General features: G+C 39.6%; 14 protein-coding genes. 12 read left to right on the forward strand and 2 right to left on the reverse strand.

Going from position 1 to position 16,476, the window contains the following annotated elements:
- Positions 1–63 precede the first annotated feature (63 nt).
- The 11 genes from miaB to glnA all read left to right on the forward strand — a co-directional run bounded on the left by miaB (position 64) and on the right by glnA (position 13,371).
- A complete protein-coding gene (gene miaB / locus JOD18_RS08220; RefSeq protein ID WP_204668473.1) occupies positions 64–1,641 on the forward strand; it encodes a tRNA (N6-isopentenyl adenosine(37)-C2)-methylthiotransferase MiaB in 1,578 nt (525 codons plus the stop codon).
- Positions 1,642–2,067, forward strand: a complete 426-nt coding sequence (locus JOD18_RS08225) for a YlbF/YmcA family competence regulator (protein WP_204668474.1) — start codon at positions 1,642–1,644, stop codon at positions 2,065–2,067.
- A 395-nt stretch (positions 2,068–2,462) separates the two neighbouring features.
- Positions 2,463–3,026 (forward strand): outer spore coat protein CotE, encoded by a 564-nt coding sequence (locus tag JOD18_RS08230; protein ID WP_204668475.1) that lies wholly within the window; start codon positions 2,463–2,465, stop codon positions 3,024–3,026.
- Positions 3,027–3,233: 207 nt separating this feature from the next.
- Positions 3,234–5,825 (forward strand): DNA mismatch repair protein MutS, encoded by a 2,592-nt coding sequence (mutS, locus tag JOD18_RS08235; RefSeq protein WP_204668476.1) that lies wholly within the window; start codon positions 3,234–3,236, stop codon positions 5,823–5,825.
- A gap of 6 nt (positions 5,826–5,831) precedes the next feature.
- Complete coding sequence (gene mutL, locus JOD18_RS08240; protein WP_204668477.1) at positions 5,832–7,658, forward strand: DNA mismatch repair endonuclease MutL; 1,827 nt, start codon at positions 5,832–5,834, stop codon at positions 7,656–7,658.
- 119 nt (positions 7,659–7,777) lie between these two features.
- Complete coding sequence (gene miaA / locus JOD18_RS08245; protein ID WP_204668478.1) at positions 7,778–8,713, forward strand: tRNA (adenosine(37)-N6)-dimethylallyltransferase MiaA; 936 nt, start codon at positions 7,778–7,780, stop codon at positions 8,711–8,713.
- Positions 8,714–8,750: 37 nt separating this feature from the next.
- Entirely contained in the window at positions 8,751–8,975 is a 225-nt protein-coding gene (gene hfq / locus JOD18_RS08250; protein WP_204668479.1) for an RNA chaperone Hfq, read from the forward strand.
- A 39-nt stretch (positions 8,976–9,014) separates the two neighbouring features.
- Entirely contained in the window at positions 9,015–10,292 is a 1,278-nt protein-coding gene (hflX, locus tag JOD18_RS08255) for a GTPase HflX (protein ID WP_239587998.1), read from the forward strand.
- Positions 10,289–11,530 carry a methionine gamma-lyase family protein gene (locus tag JOD18_RS08260; protein ID WP_204668480.1) on the forward strand — a complete coding sequence of 414 codons (1,242 nt, stop codon included), beginning with the start codon at positions 10,289–10,291 and terminating at the stop codon, positions 11,528–11,530. The genes hflX and JOD18_RS08260 overlap by 4 nt, the downstream gene beginning before the upstream one ends.
- A 98-nt stretch (positions 11,531–11,628) precedes the next feature.
- On the forward strand, positions 11,629–12,015 hold the full coding sequence (locus JOD18_RS08265; protein ID WP_204668481.1) for a MerR family transcriptional regulator: 387 nt from the start codon (positions 11,629–11,631) through the stop codon (positions 12,013–12,015).
- Between the two features lie 24 nt (positions 12,016–12,039).
- The gene (gene glnA / locus JOD18_RS08270) at positions 12,040–13,371 is read left to right on the forward strand and encodes a type I glutamate--ammonia ligase (RefSeq protein WP_204668482.1); all 1,332 of its coding nucleotides are present in this window, start codon (positions 12,040–12,042) and stop codon (positions 13,369–13,371) included.
- A gap of 241 nt (positions 13,372–13,612) precedes the next feature.
- Here glnA and JOD18_RS08275 read toward each other — a convergent pair whose 3' ends face one another.
- Positions 13,613–14,452, reverse strand: coding sequence for a CPBP family intramembrane glutamic endopeptidase (locus JOD18_RS08275; protein ID WP_204668483.1), 840 nt, complete (start codon positions 14,450–14,452; stop codon positions 13,613–13,615).
- Between the two features lie 476 nt (positions 14,453–14,928).
- Positions 14,929–15,333: a hypothetical protein gene (locus JOD18_RS08280; protein WP_204668484.1), complete on the reverse strand. Its 405-nt coding sequence runs from the start codon at positions 15,331–15,333 to the stop codon at positions 14,929–14,931.
- 580 nt (positions 15,334–15,913) lie between these two features.
- Here JOD18_RS08280 and JOD18_RS08285 point away from each other — a divergent pair.
- Positions 15,914–16,138 (forward strand): phage holin, encoded by a 225-nt coding sequence (locus JOD18_RS08285; RefSeq protein ID WP_204668485.1) that lies wholly within the window; start codon positions 15,914–15,916, stop codon positions 16,136–16,138.
- The last annotated feature ends 338 nt before the right edge of the window (positions 16,139–16,476 follow it).

Here is a 16,476-nt window from a genome sequence, read left to right on the forward strand (position 1 = left end):
TATTATGAGCTCAATGATAGCTTCAAGGCTACAGTATAAAGTAAGAAAGGAGTTTTTACTGCAATGAATGAAAAACAACGATTAGAGAGTCAGCAAATTAATCAAAAGAGTTCAGCGGACGTAAAATCCGATGGGAACGATAACTTAAATCGACTAAAAGAAATGTCCAGTGATGAATTAATCTCGAGATATTTTCAGACAACATATGAACCGCCAAATATGCGAAAAGCGAAAAAACGTCTTAAAAAAGATGTAGATATCCATTATGATTTCGATATTCCGGAAGAAATGAAGCAATTTGGTGTAGGTAAGAAATTTATGATTCGTACATATGGCTGTCAAATGAATGAGCATGATACAGAAGTGATGGCAGGGATCCTCTCACAAATGGGGTATCAGTCCACTGAGGAAACACAAGAGGCTGATATTATTCTGTTGAATACTTGTGCGATTCGTGAAAATGCAGAAAACAAAGTGTTTGGTGAAATTGGACATTTGAAGCCATTGAAGATGGAAAATCCAGAGCTGATTATCGGGGTATGCGGCTGTATGTCTCAAGAAGAAGCGGTTGTCAATCGAATCTTGAAGAAACACCCATTTATTGACTTGATTTTTGGTACCCATAATATCCACCGCCTGCCTCAATTAGTAAGTGAAGCTGCCTTCAGTAAAGAGATGGTTGTCGAGGTATGGTCCAAAGAAGGCGATATCATGGAGAATCTGCCTAAAGTGCGTAACGGCAGAATCAAGGCTTGGGTAAATATTATGTATGGCTGTGACAAGTTCTGTACGTACTGTATTGTCCCATATACAAGAGGGAAGGAACGCAGCCGTCTGCCTGAAGATGTGATTCAAGAAGTACGTCATTTGGCAGCACAAGGTTATCAAGAGATTACCTTGTTGGGGCAGAATGTCAATGCTTATGGTAAAGATTTAGAATTTGAGTACGGTTTGGGCGATCTAATGGAGGAAATCAGCAAAATTGATATTCCGCGAGTGCGTTTCACGACTTCTCACCCGCGCGATTTTGATGACCGCCTGATTGAGGTACTGGCAAAAGGCGGCAACCTGCTAGATCATATTCATTTACCGGTACAATCAGGAAGTTCAGACGTATTACGTGTTATGGCCCGTCGCTATACGCGTGAAGACTATCTAGAACTTGTGCGTAAGATTCGTGAAGCCATGCCAAATGCTACCTTAACAACAGATATTATTGTTGGCTTCCCGAATGAAACAGATGAGCAGTTTGAAGAAACCATGACACTAGTAGAAGAGGTCGGCTTCGAGAGTGCTTATACGTTTATTTACTCACCAAGAGAAGGTACACCAGCTGCCCGTTGGGAAGATAATATCCCGATGGAAGTGAAGAAAGAACGTCTGCAGCGTTTAAACGCCTTAATCAATAAACAATCTGCAGAAGCCATGAAGAAATATCAAGGACAAACCGTTAAGGTGTTGGTAGAAGGGGAAAGTAAGAAAGACCCGGATGTCCTTTCTGGTTATACAGAACAAAATAAACTGGTTAATTTCAAAGCGCCAAAATCAGTTATTGGAAAAATTGTAGATGTAAAAATCAATCATGCAAAAACATGGACACTTGATGGAGAATTAGTCGAGTCAACAGTTGAGGTGAACTAAATGGCAAAGTATACAAGAGCAGAAGTAATGGAGCATGCCCATAGTCTGGCAAAAAAGATGGCAAATATGGAAGAAATCGACCGTTTTAAACAACTAGAAGCGAAATTAAATGAGAATAATAAGGTTCAAAGTTCTATCAAAAAGATCAAGGCACTGCAGAAACAAGCCGTTAATTTTCAAGCATATGGCAAAGAAGAGGCCTTAAAACGAGTAGAGCAGGAGATTGACCGTTTGCAAGCGGAGATTGATGAAGTCCCGGTTGTACAAGAATTTAAAGAATCACAAGTGGTCATTAATGATCTGCTCCAACTTGTTACCAATACAATTGCCAGAGAAATCACTAATGAAGTGATCCGTTCCACTGGCGGTGATTTACTTGCTGGCGAAACAGGCTCCCAGCGCAAACATGGCAGTCATTGTTCTTAATGGTTAATAGGAATGACAAAGGCGAGTTAGGCTCCCGCGCGGAGTTTACTTGCCTTTTCTTAGTATGAGTCTTTACTGGTGACAGTCTCATACTTAAGTTGAAGGTATAGTGTAGGTCGCTTCAGAAACAGCCTCTGCTCCTCATAGTCTTGAGTTTCTCTTCTTAATCTCCATTGATTATCCTCCCTTCTTTTATTTGTTTCGCATGTGAGTGTTTTTTTGCTGAAGATATGCAAAATGAAGATTTCCTATGAAATAAATTTTTATCTTGGCACACCTTTTATAGGCAGGTGCATAGGATATATCAGGTACTAGGGCCAGCATTTGCAGATGAGGCACTCTAGGCGAATTACTTGCATAAGATGTAAGGGAAATTATGAGGGAGGATTTTGTATATGTCTTTTTTGGATCAGCAATACCGTGAAATTATTACGAAAGCGGTCATTGGCAAAGGCAGAAAATTTCGACAAGAAACAGATATTATTACACCAGCACATCGTCCGTCTAGCATTTTAGGCTGTTGGATCATTAATCATCACTACCATGCAAAATTGACAAAAGAGGATACCGTCGAGATTCGCGGCAGTTATGACGCCAATATTTGGTATGCTTATAATGATAATACCAAAACAGAAGTCATTACAGAGCGCATGGAATATTGTGATACAGTAACGTTAACGATTAGGGATAAACAACACTTTGGTGAAGAATGTGATGTAATTGCTAAGGTAATTCAACAGCCGAATTGTTTAGAATGCAGAATTGATAAGAAAGGCAATAAAATAAAAGTAGACGTAGAAAGAGAGTTTCTAGTAGAAGTTATCGGCGAAACAAAAGTCTGTGTCAAAGTAGACCCGAAATGTAAGGAGCGTGAAACAGAAGATTGGGACTTAGCTATTTCTGATGAAGAATTAGAAGAACTTGATCCTGATTTCTTGGATGATAAAGAAGAAGAATAACTATGACAGTGTGGGACGTTCTCACACTGTTATTTTTTGCACTAGTAGAGGTTGTTCAAAAAGCCCAATAAAAATGATACAGTGAATGTCGGAGTTAGCGGCAGAGGAACTTCAGTATCAAAAAATAAAAAGTGGATTATTTATCGCTAAAGACTCTCTATGATATAATAAAAAAAGACTTGAGAAAATGTTGGGGGATAAAAATAAATGGCTTATACACCGATGATACAGCAATATTTAAAAATAAAAGCAGATTACCAGGATTGCTTTTTATTTTTTCGCCTAGGCGATTTCTATGAAATGTTTTTTGAAGACGCCAAAAAGGCGGCACTAGAATTAGAGATCACCTTGACAAGCCGTGATGGAGGCGGTGATGATAGAATTCCAATGTGTGGTGTTCCTTTTCATTCTGCAGAAAATTACATAAAAGCCTTAATAGAAAAAGGATTTAAGGTAGCTATTTGTGAACAGGTAGAAGACCCGAAGACAGCAAAGGGTGTGGTAAAACGAGAAGTTGTTCAAGTAATAACACCTGGAACAGTGATGGAAGGGGCTATGCTGGAAGATAAAGAGAATAATTATTTGGCAATGGTGCATCAGATAGACCATCATTGTTTTGCGCTTGCTTATACGGACATGTCAACAGGTGAAACTTTTGTAATGGAAGTTACCAAAGGATGGAGTGCCCTGCTAAGCGAATTGTATAATCGCCCAATTAAAGAGGTAGTGGTTAAGGATGATTTAGCAGAACAATATATCACCGAATTAACAGAGAAAATGCAGGTAACCGTTTCTTTTGCTATCGATATCCGAGAGGTGGATGCAATCGATCAACTGATAACAGAAGTGACGGAAGCAGAATTAAGATATACCTGTCAATTGTTATATCAATATGTCTTCCATACACAGAAGCGTGCTATCGCTCATTTGCAACAAGCGAAGGTAATTGAATTAAAAGAACATATGACCTTGGATATGTACTCACAACGTAATTTAGAGATTACTAGTTCGCTCATGCGTAAAGAGAAATTTGGCAGTCTCTTATGGGTGATGGATCGGACGGTAACAGCCATGGGCGCACGGAAATTAAAAAAATGGCTGGAACGCCCATTACTCACTCGTTCGCTTGTGGAAGAACGCTTGGATCTGGTTACAGGTTTTAATGATCAATTCTTTGAGCGGGAAGAAATCCGGGAATCCTTGCAATCTATTTATGATATGGAACGCTTATCAGGACGAGTATCCTTTGGTAATGTCAATGCCCGAGACTTGATTCAATTAAAACGTTCCTTGACCAAGGTACCGGTGATTAAAGAACAGTTAACAGCATTTGATCACCCTGCCATTAAGCAGCTGGCTCAATCGATTGATCCGCTTCCTGACCTCTTTCAATTGTTAGAAGATAGTATTGCCGAAGAACCACCGATCTCGATCACTGAAGGCAATATATTGAAAGATGGTTATCACGAGGAACTTGATCGTTATCGTGATGCGTCAAGAAATGGAAAACAATGGATTGCTGAACTGGAACAGAGAGAAAAGGCAGAAACCAATATTAAATCATTAAAGATTGGATATAATCGAGTGTTTGGTTATTATATTGAGGTAACCAGAGCCAATTTATCATTGATACCGGAAGGAAGATATCAGCGCAAACAAACATTAACCAATGCTGAACGGTTTATTACGGAAGAATTAAAAGAAAAAGAAACACTTATTTTAGAAGCTGAAGAAAAGAGTGTGGAGTTAGAATATCAATTATTTTTAGAAATAAGAGAAAAAATAAAATCCTTTATACCTGCGTTACAACAACTGGCTGATACCATTAGTGAGATAGATGTCTATCAAAGCTATGCGACGGTAAGTGAGGAAAATCATTATGTACGGCCTGTTTTTTCTGATGATCGATCCATTACTATCGAAGAAAGCAGGCACCCGGTTGTTGAAAAGGTGATGAAGAACGAGCAATTTGTGCCAAATGGTTTTGAACTTACTACAGATAAACAGTTGTTATTAATTACTGGTCCGAACATGTCTGGGAAGAGCACCTATATGCGTCAGCTTGCATTAACTGTTATTATGGCGCAAGTTGGCTGCTTTGTACCAGCCAAATCAGCACAACTGGCTATCGTTGATCAGATCTTTACTAGAATCGGAGCGGCTGATGATCTTGTGTCTGGCCAAAGTACCTTTATGGTCGAAATGCTGGAAGCAAATCATGCCATTCAGCATGCGACACCTGACAGTTTGATCCTTTTGGACGAGATTGGCAGAGGGACAAGCACCTATGATGGTATGGCATTGGCACAAGCTATTATTGAATATATTCATGACCATATTAAAGCAAAAACCTTGTTTTCTACGCACTATCATGAATTAACTAGCCTCGAGGAGAATCTGCCGGCACTAAAAAATATTCATGTACGGGCAGAAGAAATTGACGGTAAGGTCGTCTTTCTTCATCAAATTCATCCTGGGGCAGCCGATGAGAGCTATGGTATCCATGTAGCCCAGTTAGCAGGCCTGCCGGGTCCGCTGATTGAACGGGCAAGTGTGATCTTGAACCAATTGGAAAATGTGGATGCACCAGCCGTACAAACGGACAAGCAAGAGACAGCAATGGAACAGATGGCCTTTTTTGAAATGGTGCCAAAATCAGAAGCTAAGCGAAAGACAACCCATTCAGATGATGAGATTCGAAAAACCTTATCAAGTCTTAATATTTTAGAAATGACACCGATGGATGCCATCAATCAGTTGTATCAGCTTCAAAAACAGGCTAAGGGTAAAGAGGGGTGATTTAATATGCAGATACGTGAACTGCCCGATTATTTAGCCAATAAAATAGCAGCTGGTGAAGTAGTGGAACGTCCAGCTTCTGTTGTGAAGGAACTTGTTGAAAATAGTGTCGATGCCAGGAGCAGCTGGATTAAAATCGATATTACAGAAGCGGGACTGCAAGAGATTAAGGTAACAGATAATGGCGTCGGTATCCCGCACGACCAATGTAAACGGGCATTTTTGCGGCATGCAACTAGTAAAATCAATAATGAAAATGATTTATTTCACATTAAAACCTTAGGCTTTAGAGGCGAGGCATTGGCAAGTATTGCGGCTGTCAGCAGACTGACATTAAAAACCTCTACTGGTGATGAGGCAGGTACAATTTTAACCATAGAGGGCGGTAATGTTAAGGAAGAGGCCAGAGGTGATGCCAGACAAGGTACTGAAATTACGGTGCAAGACATTTTTTTTAATACACCGGCACGTTTGAAATATTTAAAAACAGTTCATACTGAATTAGGCCATATCACAGATATTATGAATCGAATTGCTTTTTCTCATCCTGATATTCGATTTGAACTGACCCATAATGGTAAACGAATTTTTCAAACGACAGGCAAAGGAGATTTACGACAAATAGCCTCCTCGGTATATGGTCTGCAAGTAGCCAAACAAATGCTTCCGGTAGAAACAGAAACATTGGATTACAGCATCAAAGGCTTTATCGCTAAACCAGAGGTTAATCGTGCCTCCCGTCAATATATAACAACAATCGTCAATGGCCGTTTTATCAAAAGTTTCCGTGTAGCCAAAGCAATCACGGATGGATTCCATACCTTTCTACCAATTGGCAGACAGCCAGTGGTGATTTTAATGATTGAAATGGATCCCTACTTAATTGATGTGAATGTGCATCCGACCAAGCTGGAAGTGCGATTCAGTAAAGAGAAAGAATTATGTGAAGCTATATCAGATATGATTAAGCAGGCCTTGCATCAGCAAACGTTAATACCAGACGCACCGCATCATAAACCGAAAGAAAAAATAATTTCCGATCAAGCACAGTTTGATTTTGATCAAGCTGAGAAACCGAAAAGTCGCCAGGAACAGCCGCTGGAGACAGTTGTACACCAAGCAAATCAGGTAAAAGAGCCGCTTAAAGAAAGTTTTGAGCCAGAGGTGGAGGACCTGACTCCTATTGCAGAAACATTAGATCAGCCTCCGAAAGATAGGGAACCGCCTAAGAAACAAGAGCAGCCTGCCTATCGTGTGCCGGTTATGTATCCTATCGGTCAGCACCATGGCACTTATATTATCGCTCAGAATGAAACTGGTCTGTATATCATTGATCAACATGCCGCACAGGAACGGATTAAATATGAATTTTTCCGCAGCAAAATTGGGGAAGTGGACAATCAGCTTCAGGACTTGATGGTGCCTCTGACCTTTGAGTTTACCCAGCAAGAGGCACTCTATGTAGAACAATACAAGCAAGCCTTGGAAGAGGTTGGATTGTTTTTTGAGTCGTTTGGCCAACAGACATATATGGTGCGTTCTCATCCGCAATGGTTTCCAACTGGTGAGGAGGAAGAGATCATTCGCGAGATGGTGGATCAATTAATGGAAGACAGACAGGTGAATATTCACGAATTGAGGGAAGAGGCCGCGATTCTGATGTCTTGCAAAAAGTCGATTAAGGCTAACCATTATTTAAATTTGCAAGATATGCAGCAATTGCTAGATGATTTGCGAAAATGTGAAGAGCCCTTTACCTGCCCGCACGGCCGCCCGGTGATTATCCAATTCAGCAAATATGAAATGGAAAAAATGTTTAAACGGGTGATGTAAATAGGTGAATATCACAGGTTACTCTTGTATACTAGAAGAGGATATGCAAAAAGATATAAAAACGGAAGGCAGTCCGCATTATATGGAATAAGCCATTTCCGCAGAAGGTTTGTGATAGGTTGAAAGAGAAGTTATTAGTAATTGTTGGACCGACAGCCGTAGGGAAAACAGCTCTCTCGATTGAAATAGCCAAAAAATTTCATGGGGAGATTATCAGCGGAGACTCCATGCAAGTGTACCAAGGAATGAATATTGGAACAGCCAAGATAACAGAGCAAGAAAAAGAAGGCATTCCCCATCATATGCTGGATATATTAGATCCTGCTCAACCTTTTTCTGTTGCTGATTTTCAAACGCTTGTGCAACAGTATATTCAGGAAATTGCAATAAGAGGGCGTCAGCCGATCATTGCAGGTGGGACAGGTCTTTATATTCAATCGGTATTATATGATTATCAATTTGCCGACAGTCGCCGTTCTGCTGCTTATCAGCAAAAGATTGAACAAGAATTAGAGCAAAATGGCCTTGAGTATGTTTATAATCGCCTAAAAAGGGTAGATCCTGTACAAGCGGAAAAAATCCACCCTAATAATATCAGGCGACTGGTTCGGGCATTAGAGGTCTATGACCGAACAGGGCTGACAATGACAGAGTATCAAGCCAGGCAAAGTGCAGAAGCCCGCTATGATTTTCATATTATTGGACTGCAGATGGAGCGTGAATTACTATATCAGCGAATTAATCAGCGAGTAGATCTGATGATCGAGAATGGATTAATCGAAGAAGTGGCACAGCTTTTGCAGAAGGGGTATGAAGGGACGCAAGCTATGCGGGGGATCGGCTACAAGGAAATCATTCCTTATGTAAAGGGGGAACAGTCCTTGGAAGAAGCGGTAGATACATTAAAAAGAAACTCCAGACGCTTCGCCAAACGTCAATATACTTGGTTTAATAACAAAATGCCTGTTCATTGGTATGAGATCACACCAGAGACAAGTACAGTCGTTTTCCAAAATATTTTGACGGATTTAGAAGGATTCTATTCATTCACATAGAATATAAAAATATAGAGAATATATAGGAGGTACTACCATGTCCCAAACTGTCAATATTCAAGATCAATATCTCAATCAGCTGCGCAAAGAGCGAATTTTCACTACGGTATTCCTAACGAATGGCTTTCAACTTCGAGGAACTGTTAAGGCGTTTGATAACTTTACGGTGCTTCTCGAAACAGAAGGTAAACAACAATTAATTTTTAAACATGCTATTTCCACTTTTGTTCCTTCTAAAAATGTAAATCTTGACAAAGAATAGAAAGAGAAAGTAGCGCTATTGGAAAGTAGCGCTATTTCTATGGAAAAAATATTGATAAAGCAGGTGATGATGATCGAGCAGGTATTATTAATGGCTGTACTACATGACAAAATGGAAGAAGAGATATTTTATTATTCAGTGGAAGAGCTGAAATCATTGGCTAAAACGGCGCAAGGAACAGTGGTAGATACCATCATTCAGAAACGTCCAAGCCCTCATCGCAAATATTATATTGGTGAAGGAAAACTGAGAGAAGTAGAGGAATGGCTGGAGGAACGTGAGATTGATGTTGTGATTGCTAATGAGGAATTGACTGGTGCTCAAGCGCGAAATTTGCAGGAACAGTTAGGTGTCAAGGTTATTGATCGCAGTCAATTAATTCTCGATATATTCGCTAGCCGGGCAAGAACGAAGGAAGGCAAGCTGCAAGTAGAACTGGCCCAATATGATTACATGCTGCCTCGCTTGCATGGTCAAGGTACTGCATTATCGAGATTAGGCGGAGGAATTGGCACACGCGGGCCAGGTGAGACGAAACTAGAGACAGATCAGCGTCATATCCGCAATCGTATGGATGAAATTAAACGGCGGTTGAAGCAAGTTGTTAATCAACGTGAGCAGTATCGTGAGAACAGACGGCGCAACCATCTTTTTCAAGTAGCTGTTGTTGGCTATACAAATGCCGGCAAATCCACATTATTTAATCAATTAACCAAAAGCAATTCCTATGAAGAGGATCAGTTATTTGCGACACTTGACCCTTTATCAAGAAAAATGGCACTGCCATCTCATATGCAAGTTCTGCTGACAGACACGGTAGGTTTTATTCAAGATCTGCCAACGGCCCTAGTGGCAGCTTTTCGTTCGACGCTGGAAGAGGTAAAAGAAGCTGACTTGATTTTGCATGTGATGGATGTCCATGCACCCAACCGCGAAGAACAGGCACGGACTGTTTCACGTTTATTAACAGAATTAGGTGCAGATAATGTTCCTGCATTGACTATTTATAATAAAAAGGATTTGATCGATGCAGATTCCTTTGTTCCGTCTGCTTTTCCTTATTTACTAGTGAGCGCCTTTGCAGATCAAGATATTCGTTTGATCAAACAGCAAGTAGAAGAGTTAGTCAAAGAAATCTGGATGGATTATGAGGGGTTCCTGCCAGAACACGAGGCAAACAAACTCGCCCGTATTCGTCAGCACACCATTATAACAGAGCAACAATATGATGAAACGTCGTTAGGATACCATCTCAAAGGGTTTGTGGATCCCGATCATGCCATTATGAGAGAAATAAAGGAGATACAATCAGAATGATAATCGAGCAAGAAATAAGACTACAGATAGATAAAATCGAAGCACTTATCAAACCAGTGATAGAGAACGTTCAGCAAATCGAATTCCAAAATCAAGCCAAAGTGTTAGAAGCATTCAGGAAACATCAAGTAAGTGATAGTGATTTTAATCCAACGACAGGCTATGGCTATGATGATTATGGCAGAGATAAATTAGAAGCTGTCTATGCAAGTGTATTTGGCACAGAGGACGCACTAGTGCGTCCTCAATTGACTTCTGGTACACATGCGATCAGTACGGCTTTATTTGCCGTACTGCGGCCTGGAGATGAATTAATCTACATTACAGGCGCACCATACGACACACTTCATCAAGTAATTGGCACAGAAAAGCATGTACCTGGCTCTTTGACAGATTTCGGTATTTCCTATCGGGATATTCCATTAAAAGCAGACGAAATCGATATGGAAGCAGTTGAAGAGGCAGTGACGGAACAAACGAAGGTGATCGCCATACAGCGGTCAAAAGGGTATGATAGTCGACCTTCTATTCCAATGGCGGAATTGGCTGATGTAATAAAAAAAGTTCGGGCTATTAAACAAGATGTGATCATCTTCGTTGATAATTGTTATGGGGAATTTGTCGAACTTCAAGAACCGACTAATCTTGGAGCAGACCTTATTGCCGGTTCCTTAATCAAGAACCCTGGCGGTGGGATTGCGCGAATGGGCGGTTATATTGCCGGTAAGCAGGATTATATTGAAATGGCAGCTAATCGTTTAACCGCTCCAGGCATCGGTAAAGAGATTGGGGCCAGTATCGGTATGCTGCAAGAAATGTATCAAGGATTATTCCTTGCACCACATGTGGTAAGTGAAGCATTATGCGGAGCCGTCTTTACTTCTGCTTTTTTAGCGAATCAAGGGTTTCAGACGATACCTGCCTATGATGCCAAACGGACAGATTTAATTCAATCGGTAACGTTCGCAACGGACGAACAAATGATCGCCTTCTGTCAAGCTATTCAAAAATATTCACCAATTAATTCACATGTCACGCCATATCCAGCTCCAATGCCGGGTTATCAGGATTCAGTGATTATGGCAGCAGGTACTTTTATTCAAGGCGCTAGTTTGGAATTGACAGCAGATGGGCCGATCAGACCACCTTATACCGCCTTTGTTCAAGGAGGTCTGACATATAACCATGTGAAGATGGCTGTTATACAGGCTGCAAAAGAACTGGGTAGAGAAAAATAGAGCGGAAAAATCATGTCAACTTTCCTAACATCTATTGACATCAAACTTACTTCGTGTATAATAGATACTATAGAAAGCAGAAGAAAGGGGTGACCTGAATGAGTGATTTGGATAGACGCAGCATGCCCTTGTTTTCTATCGGAATTGTTAAATCACTTACAGGCTTAACGGCCAGACAAATTCGATATTATGAGCAGCACGAATTAATTCATCCATCTCGTACAGAAGGGAATCAACGGTTATTTTCATTTAATGACGTAGATAATCTGTTAGAGATTAAGGAGTTAATTGACAAAGGTTTGAACTTAGCCGGAATAAAACAGGTATTGCAACTTCAAGGCATTTCGAAGAAAGAGGAAAAAAAGAAATCCTCCGAAATTTCTGAGAAAGCCTTACGCAAGATGTTGCAAAAAGAATTATTGGATTCCGGTAAACATGGTAAGGCCTCATTAAGACAGGGAGAATTATCACGATTCTTCCATTAAAAAATAAAGGAGAGATTTCATTACATGGGATTTACTAGAGAAGACATTAAGAAAAGAATCGAAGAAGAAAACGTAAAATTTATTCGCTTACAGTTCACCGATTTACTGGGGACAATTAAAAATGTCGAGATTCCCTTAAGCCAATTGGATAAAGCGTTGGATAATCAAATGGTATTTGATGGTTCTTCTATCGAAGGATTTGTGCGTATTGAAGAATCAGATATGAAGCTATATCCAGACCTAGATACATTTGTTGTCTTCCCTTGGACTTCTGAGAAAGGAAAAGTAGCCCGTTTTATTTGTGATATCTATAATACGGACGGCACACCGTTCGAAGGCTGTCCGCGTTATAATTTAAAGCGTAACTTGAAAAAGGCAGAAGAACTTGGCTTTACGGCTTTTAATATTGGAACAGAGCCCGAATTCTTTTTGTTCAAGCTCGATGAGAATGGTGAACCGTCATTAGAATTGAATGACAAAGGTGGTTACTTTGACCTTGCACCAACCGACTTAGGCGAAAATTGCCGTCGTGACATTGTGCTTGAATTAGAAGAAATGGGCTTTGAGATTGAAGCTTCTCACCACGAGGTGGCACCAGGTCAACATGAGATTGATTTTAAATACTCAAACGCTGTAAAACATGCTGATGATATTCAAACATTCAAATTAGTAGTAAAAACAATTGCCCGTAAGCATGGTTTACATGCAACATTTATGCCAAAACCATTATTCGGTGTGAATGGTTCAGGTATGCACTGTAATATGTCATTATTCAAAGGTAGCACTAATGCATTTTTAGATGAAAATGGCCCATTACAATTAAGTGAAACAGCCTATCAGTTTATTGCAGGTACGATTAAACATGCCCTTTCTTTTACGGCTGTAACGAACCCAACGGTTAATTCGTATAAACGACTTGTCCCTGGCTATGAAGCGCCATGTTATGTAGCTTGGTCAGGTGCCAACCGAAGTCCATTAATCCGTGTACCATCTTCTCGTGGTTTAAGTACACGTGTAGAGGTGCGCAGTGTGGACCCGGCTGCAAATCCATATTTAGCATTAGCAGTATTATTAGCTTCTGGTCTTGACGGAATTAAAAACGGTCTAGAAGCCCCTGAAGCCGTAGACCGCAACATTTACATTATGGACAAAGAAGAGCGTGAAGCAAACGGAATCGAAGACTTGCCAGCAACACTTGCCGATGCATTGAAAGAACTGCAAAAAGACGATGTGATCATCGAAGCCCTAGGTGAACACTTATTCGAACATTTCATCGAATCAAAAGAAATTGAGTGGGATATGTTTAGAACACAAGTTCACCCTTGGGAGAGAGAACAGTATATGTCTGCGTTTTAAAAAGAGGAAACCCTTGGCACTGTTGGTGTCGAGGGTTTTGATTTTGTAGTTGAGATGTAGACAAGGGCTTGAGCGTCACGAGTAAGCACGAACATGTCACGAAAAAGTGAAAAGGCAGAACACACTATACAAAAGAAAATTTAAAAAAGCTTTCAAATCAATGTTAGTATATCACTATTATACAATTACTATTAACTACATTCCTTACACAAGTTCACCGCTCATAGTATAAATCTGCAAGTCATAGTTTATTTATCAACCGCTTCCAATTTAATAGTATGAATCCAACCAATACCATACATATAATCACAATCATAAGATGAAAGCTGTAAGGACCATCATCAATAGTTACAAATAGTTGCCACAGCAAGTTATGTCCTGTGTGTAATCCGACTGGCAGCCAAATGGAGTCTCTTGCAATCCGGCAGGCTGCTAATGTAAATCCGTAACTTGCAGCAAAGACTACGAACATTAGTTGTTCCCCTAACCCTGCTGCAGGGCTTTGTGAAAAGATATGGATCGATCCAAATGTTATGGAACTGAGTAACAATACCATCCAGGGGGAGACTTTGTACGATAATGTATCCATAAGGTGACCCCGGAATAGTAATTCTTCAGGAAATGCCTGAACAAGCAAAATACTGAGGGATGAAATGATCAGAGAAGGTAAATATAACTCTGTTTGAATACTGTTCCAGTTTTGCCATTCAGCTACCCCTAGAGTTACTGAAATGATGTTTGAAACGAATACAATGAATAATGCTAGTACAATACCAGCAATAATTTCTAGTATTGCTGTCCACCTTAAGTGTAGCCGCACACCTGACCAAGGCTGCTGTCCACGGCTCCTTAAAAAATAAACAACAACTAACACAGTGATGGTTACTCCGATTCCAGCAGCTAATTGTTCCACAGTACCAAATGAACTGTCATCCCCAAAAAGAATGACTGCAGGTGTCGTTCCAACATACAAGGAAAAGAAAAAAACAACTACGGTCAGCAACATTGCCCAAATGGGTTTCTTCATCCATTCATATTTCAATGAATCTGTTTCATTTACTCCATAAGAAGACCTCTTCATGTTATACCACCTTTCTTATCAAGTATTATGCCTGAGGTATACCATGAAAAGTAGTTACATTTGTCATGAATCATATTCCATCATAACTGGATTCGTTGATGTTAATCTGCCTTACTTGTGGTATATCATGATGCTATTTTCAAAAGCTCCATTTGAAAATACTATCCAAAGAAATGAAGAGGGGAGCTTTAAGCATATTTTTAGTGCGTTTTTTTAGAGGCACCCAAAGCTTTAGATCAGTATGGAAAATCTATGGTCATTTTATGCAAACTGCAGCATGAAAAGTTGTGAAACAAGAAGAAGAGGGAGCCAACCCATTGCTGGATTTCCCCCTCCTTTGATTCTGCAAACGAGCTCCATCTCTGTACATATCTATTACTGCCAGTTCCCTTTGAAAAATTGTAATGTAATAATCATCATTCAGCTTATTGTTCGAATGCTGGCTTGATAACTATACTTTTGTCCCAGCTTCGTTTTTATTCATTTAAATCGGCTAGCACCTTGCTTTTAATCTGATACAGTTTAGCTATTTTATCATAATGTTCAGCCATTTCATGAAATTCAGTATCCTCCGGGTATGGAGTTGGATCATTAGTGATATCAAATAGATTATGATTAATGACCTGTAAAATAGTCAGCAAATCATGCTTGGTATATTCGACATTATTTTTCAACTTATTCTCGGTGGTTTGCTGGTCGTCAAAAGGGACGTAGTAATGCATGTATCCATAACCTTTATTGTTAACAGCGGAAAGCTCTTTTTTTGCTGCGACCATTATTTCATTATCCAAGCTTTCGCCTTCTTTTTTATTTTGATTCCATTCCAACCTGTTCACCCAAATACCTTTTAAAAATTCTAATTCCTCGTTTGTGAAAGCCATATTCAATCTCTCCTTTGGTTTTTATTATGGGTCGTATTTAGACATTTTAAGTATGTTTAGGCTTGCTTTTTTTCAATCATAGGTCTGTCCATTCATTTCTTTCCTTACACTAGCAAGAATGCGAGTCGTGAAATTTATATAGCTTTTCATACCTTCATGAACAATGCTATCAGAGACAGAGAACTATAAAACTATACTAACATTAAATGATGGTATATCAATAGTTAAAAGCTTGAGAGTTTTATCATCGGGTGTTTTGGAACAACCACGATAAAAAATTTTTACAAAATTCTTCCCTGAAGCAAAAAGTACGCATTTAATTACTGACGATATATGGTTGAGAAAATTTAATCTCTCTTAGTAAGGAACATAATGGACGCCAATGAAGAGTTATATAAGTTAGACAATCACGATTTCCACATGCTGAGTGGACCACCTAATTGTAATGAGTGTACGACTGTCCATCTCGAGACACAATTAAAATATCTCGCCTCAAAATGAATAAATCAGCTAATAACTCAGTTAGCTAGTCCAATCGAATGAGCTGGTTTTTTAATATATATAATCAGGGGGTGAGAGTATGCATCAAGCTATTATTAGATTGGTGGTATTAGCGATCTTGTTGATTAATCAAATTTTAATAACATATGGAAAAAATCCACTTCCATTTAGTGAGGAAGAAATTTATACGGGTGTCTCAAGTATCGCTACTATTCTCGTTGCCGTATATACCTGGTGGAAAGATAATCCTGTAACGAAAAAGGCACAGGAGAAAAAAGACCGTTCCAAAGAAACAGATCTTTGATCGTTTTAAGCAGCAAATTGTGATCCCTTATCCCTGATATGTTTAGCACAAGCAGAGGTGAACGACTTGCATTCTATCATAAAATTCGATCGTATCAACAAGACAGTTCTAGCAGACTGCCTTGTTCCTGCCTCATTATTTTTGCAATTCGATAGGAATCTCTGCTTGTTCTTCATATGCTATATCATCCCAACCATATATATAAACAACAAGTTGGTGTTTTTTTGGTGTTTATAGGGGTTGGTACTTTCATTATGACAGCTACTGAGAACCGCAACTACAGATTTTTCTCCAGAGACTCCCACACCTATGAAAACCATATCTTCGTCAACTGACTC

The sequence above is a fragment of the Gracilibacillus alcaliphilus genome, from assembly GCF_016909015.1.
Lineage (GTDB): Bacteria > Bacillota > Bacilli > Bacillales > Amphibacillaceae > Gracilibacillus > Gracilibacillus alcaliphilus.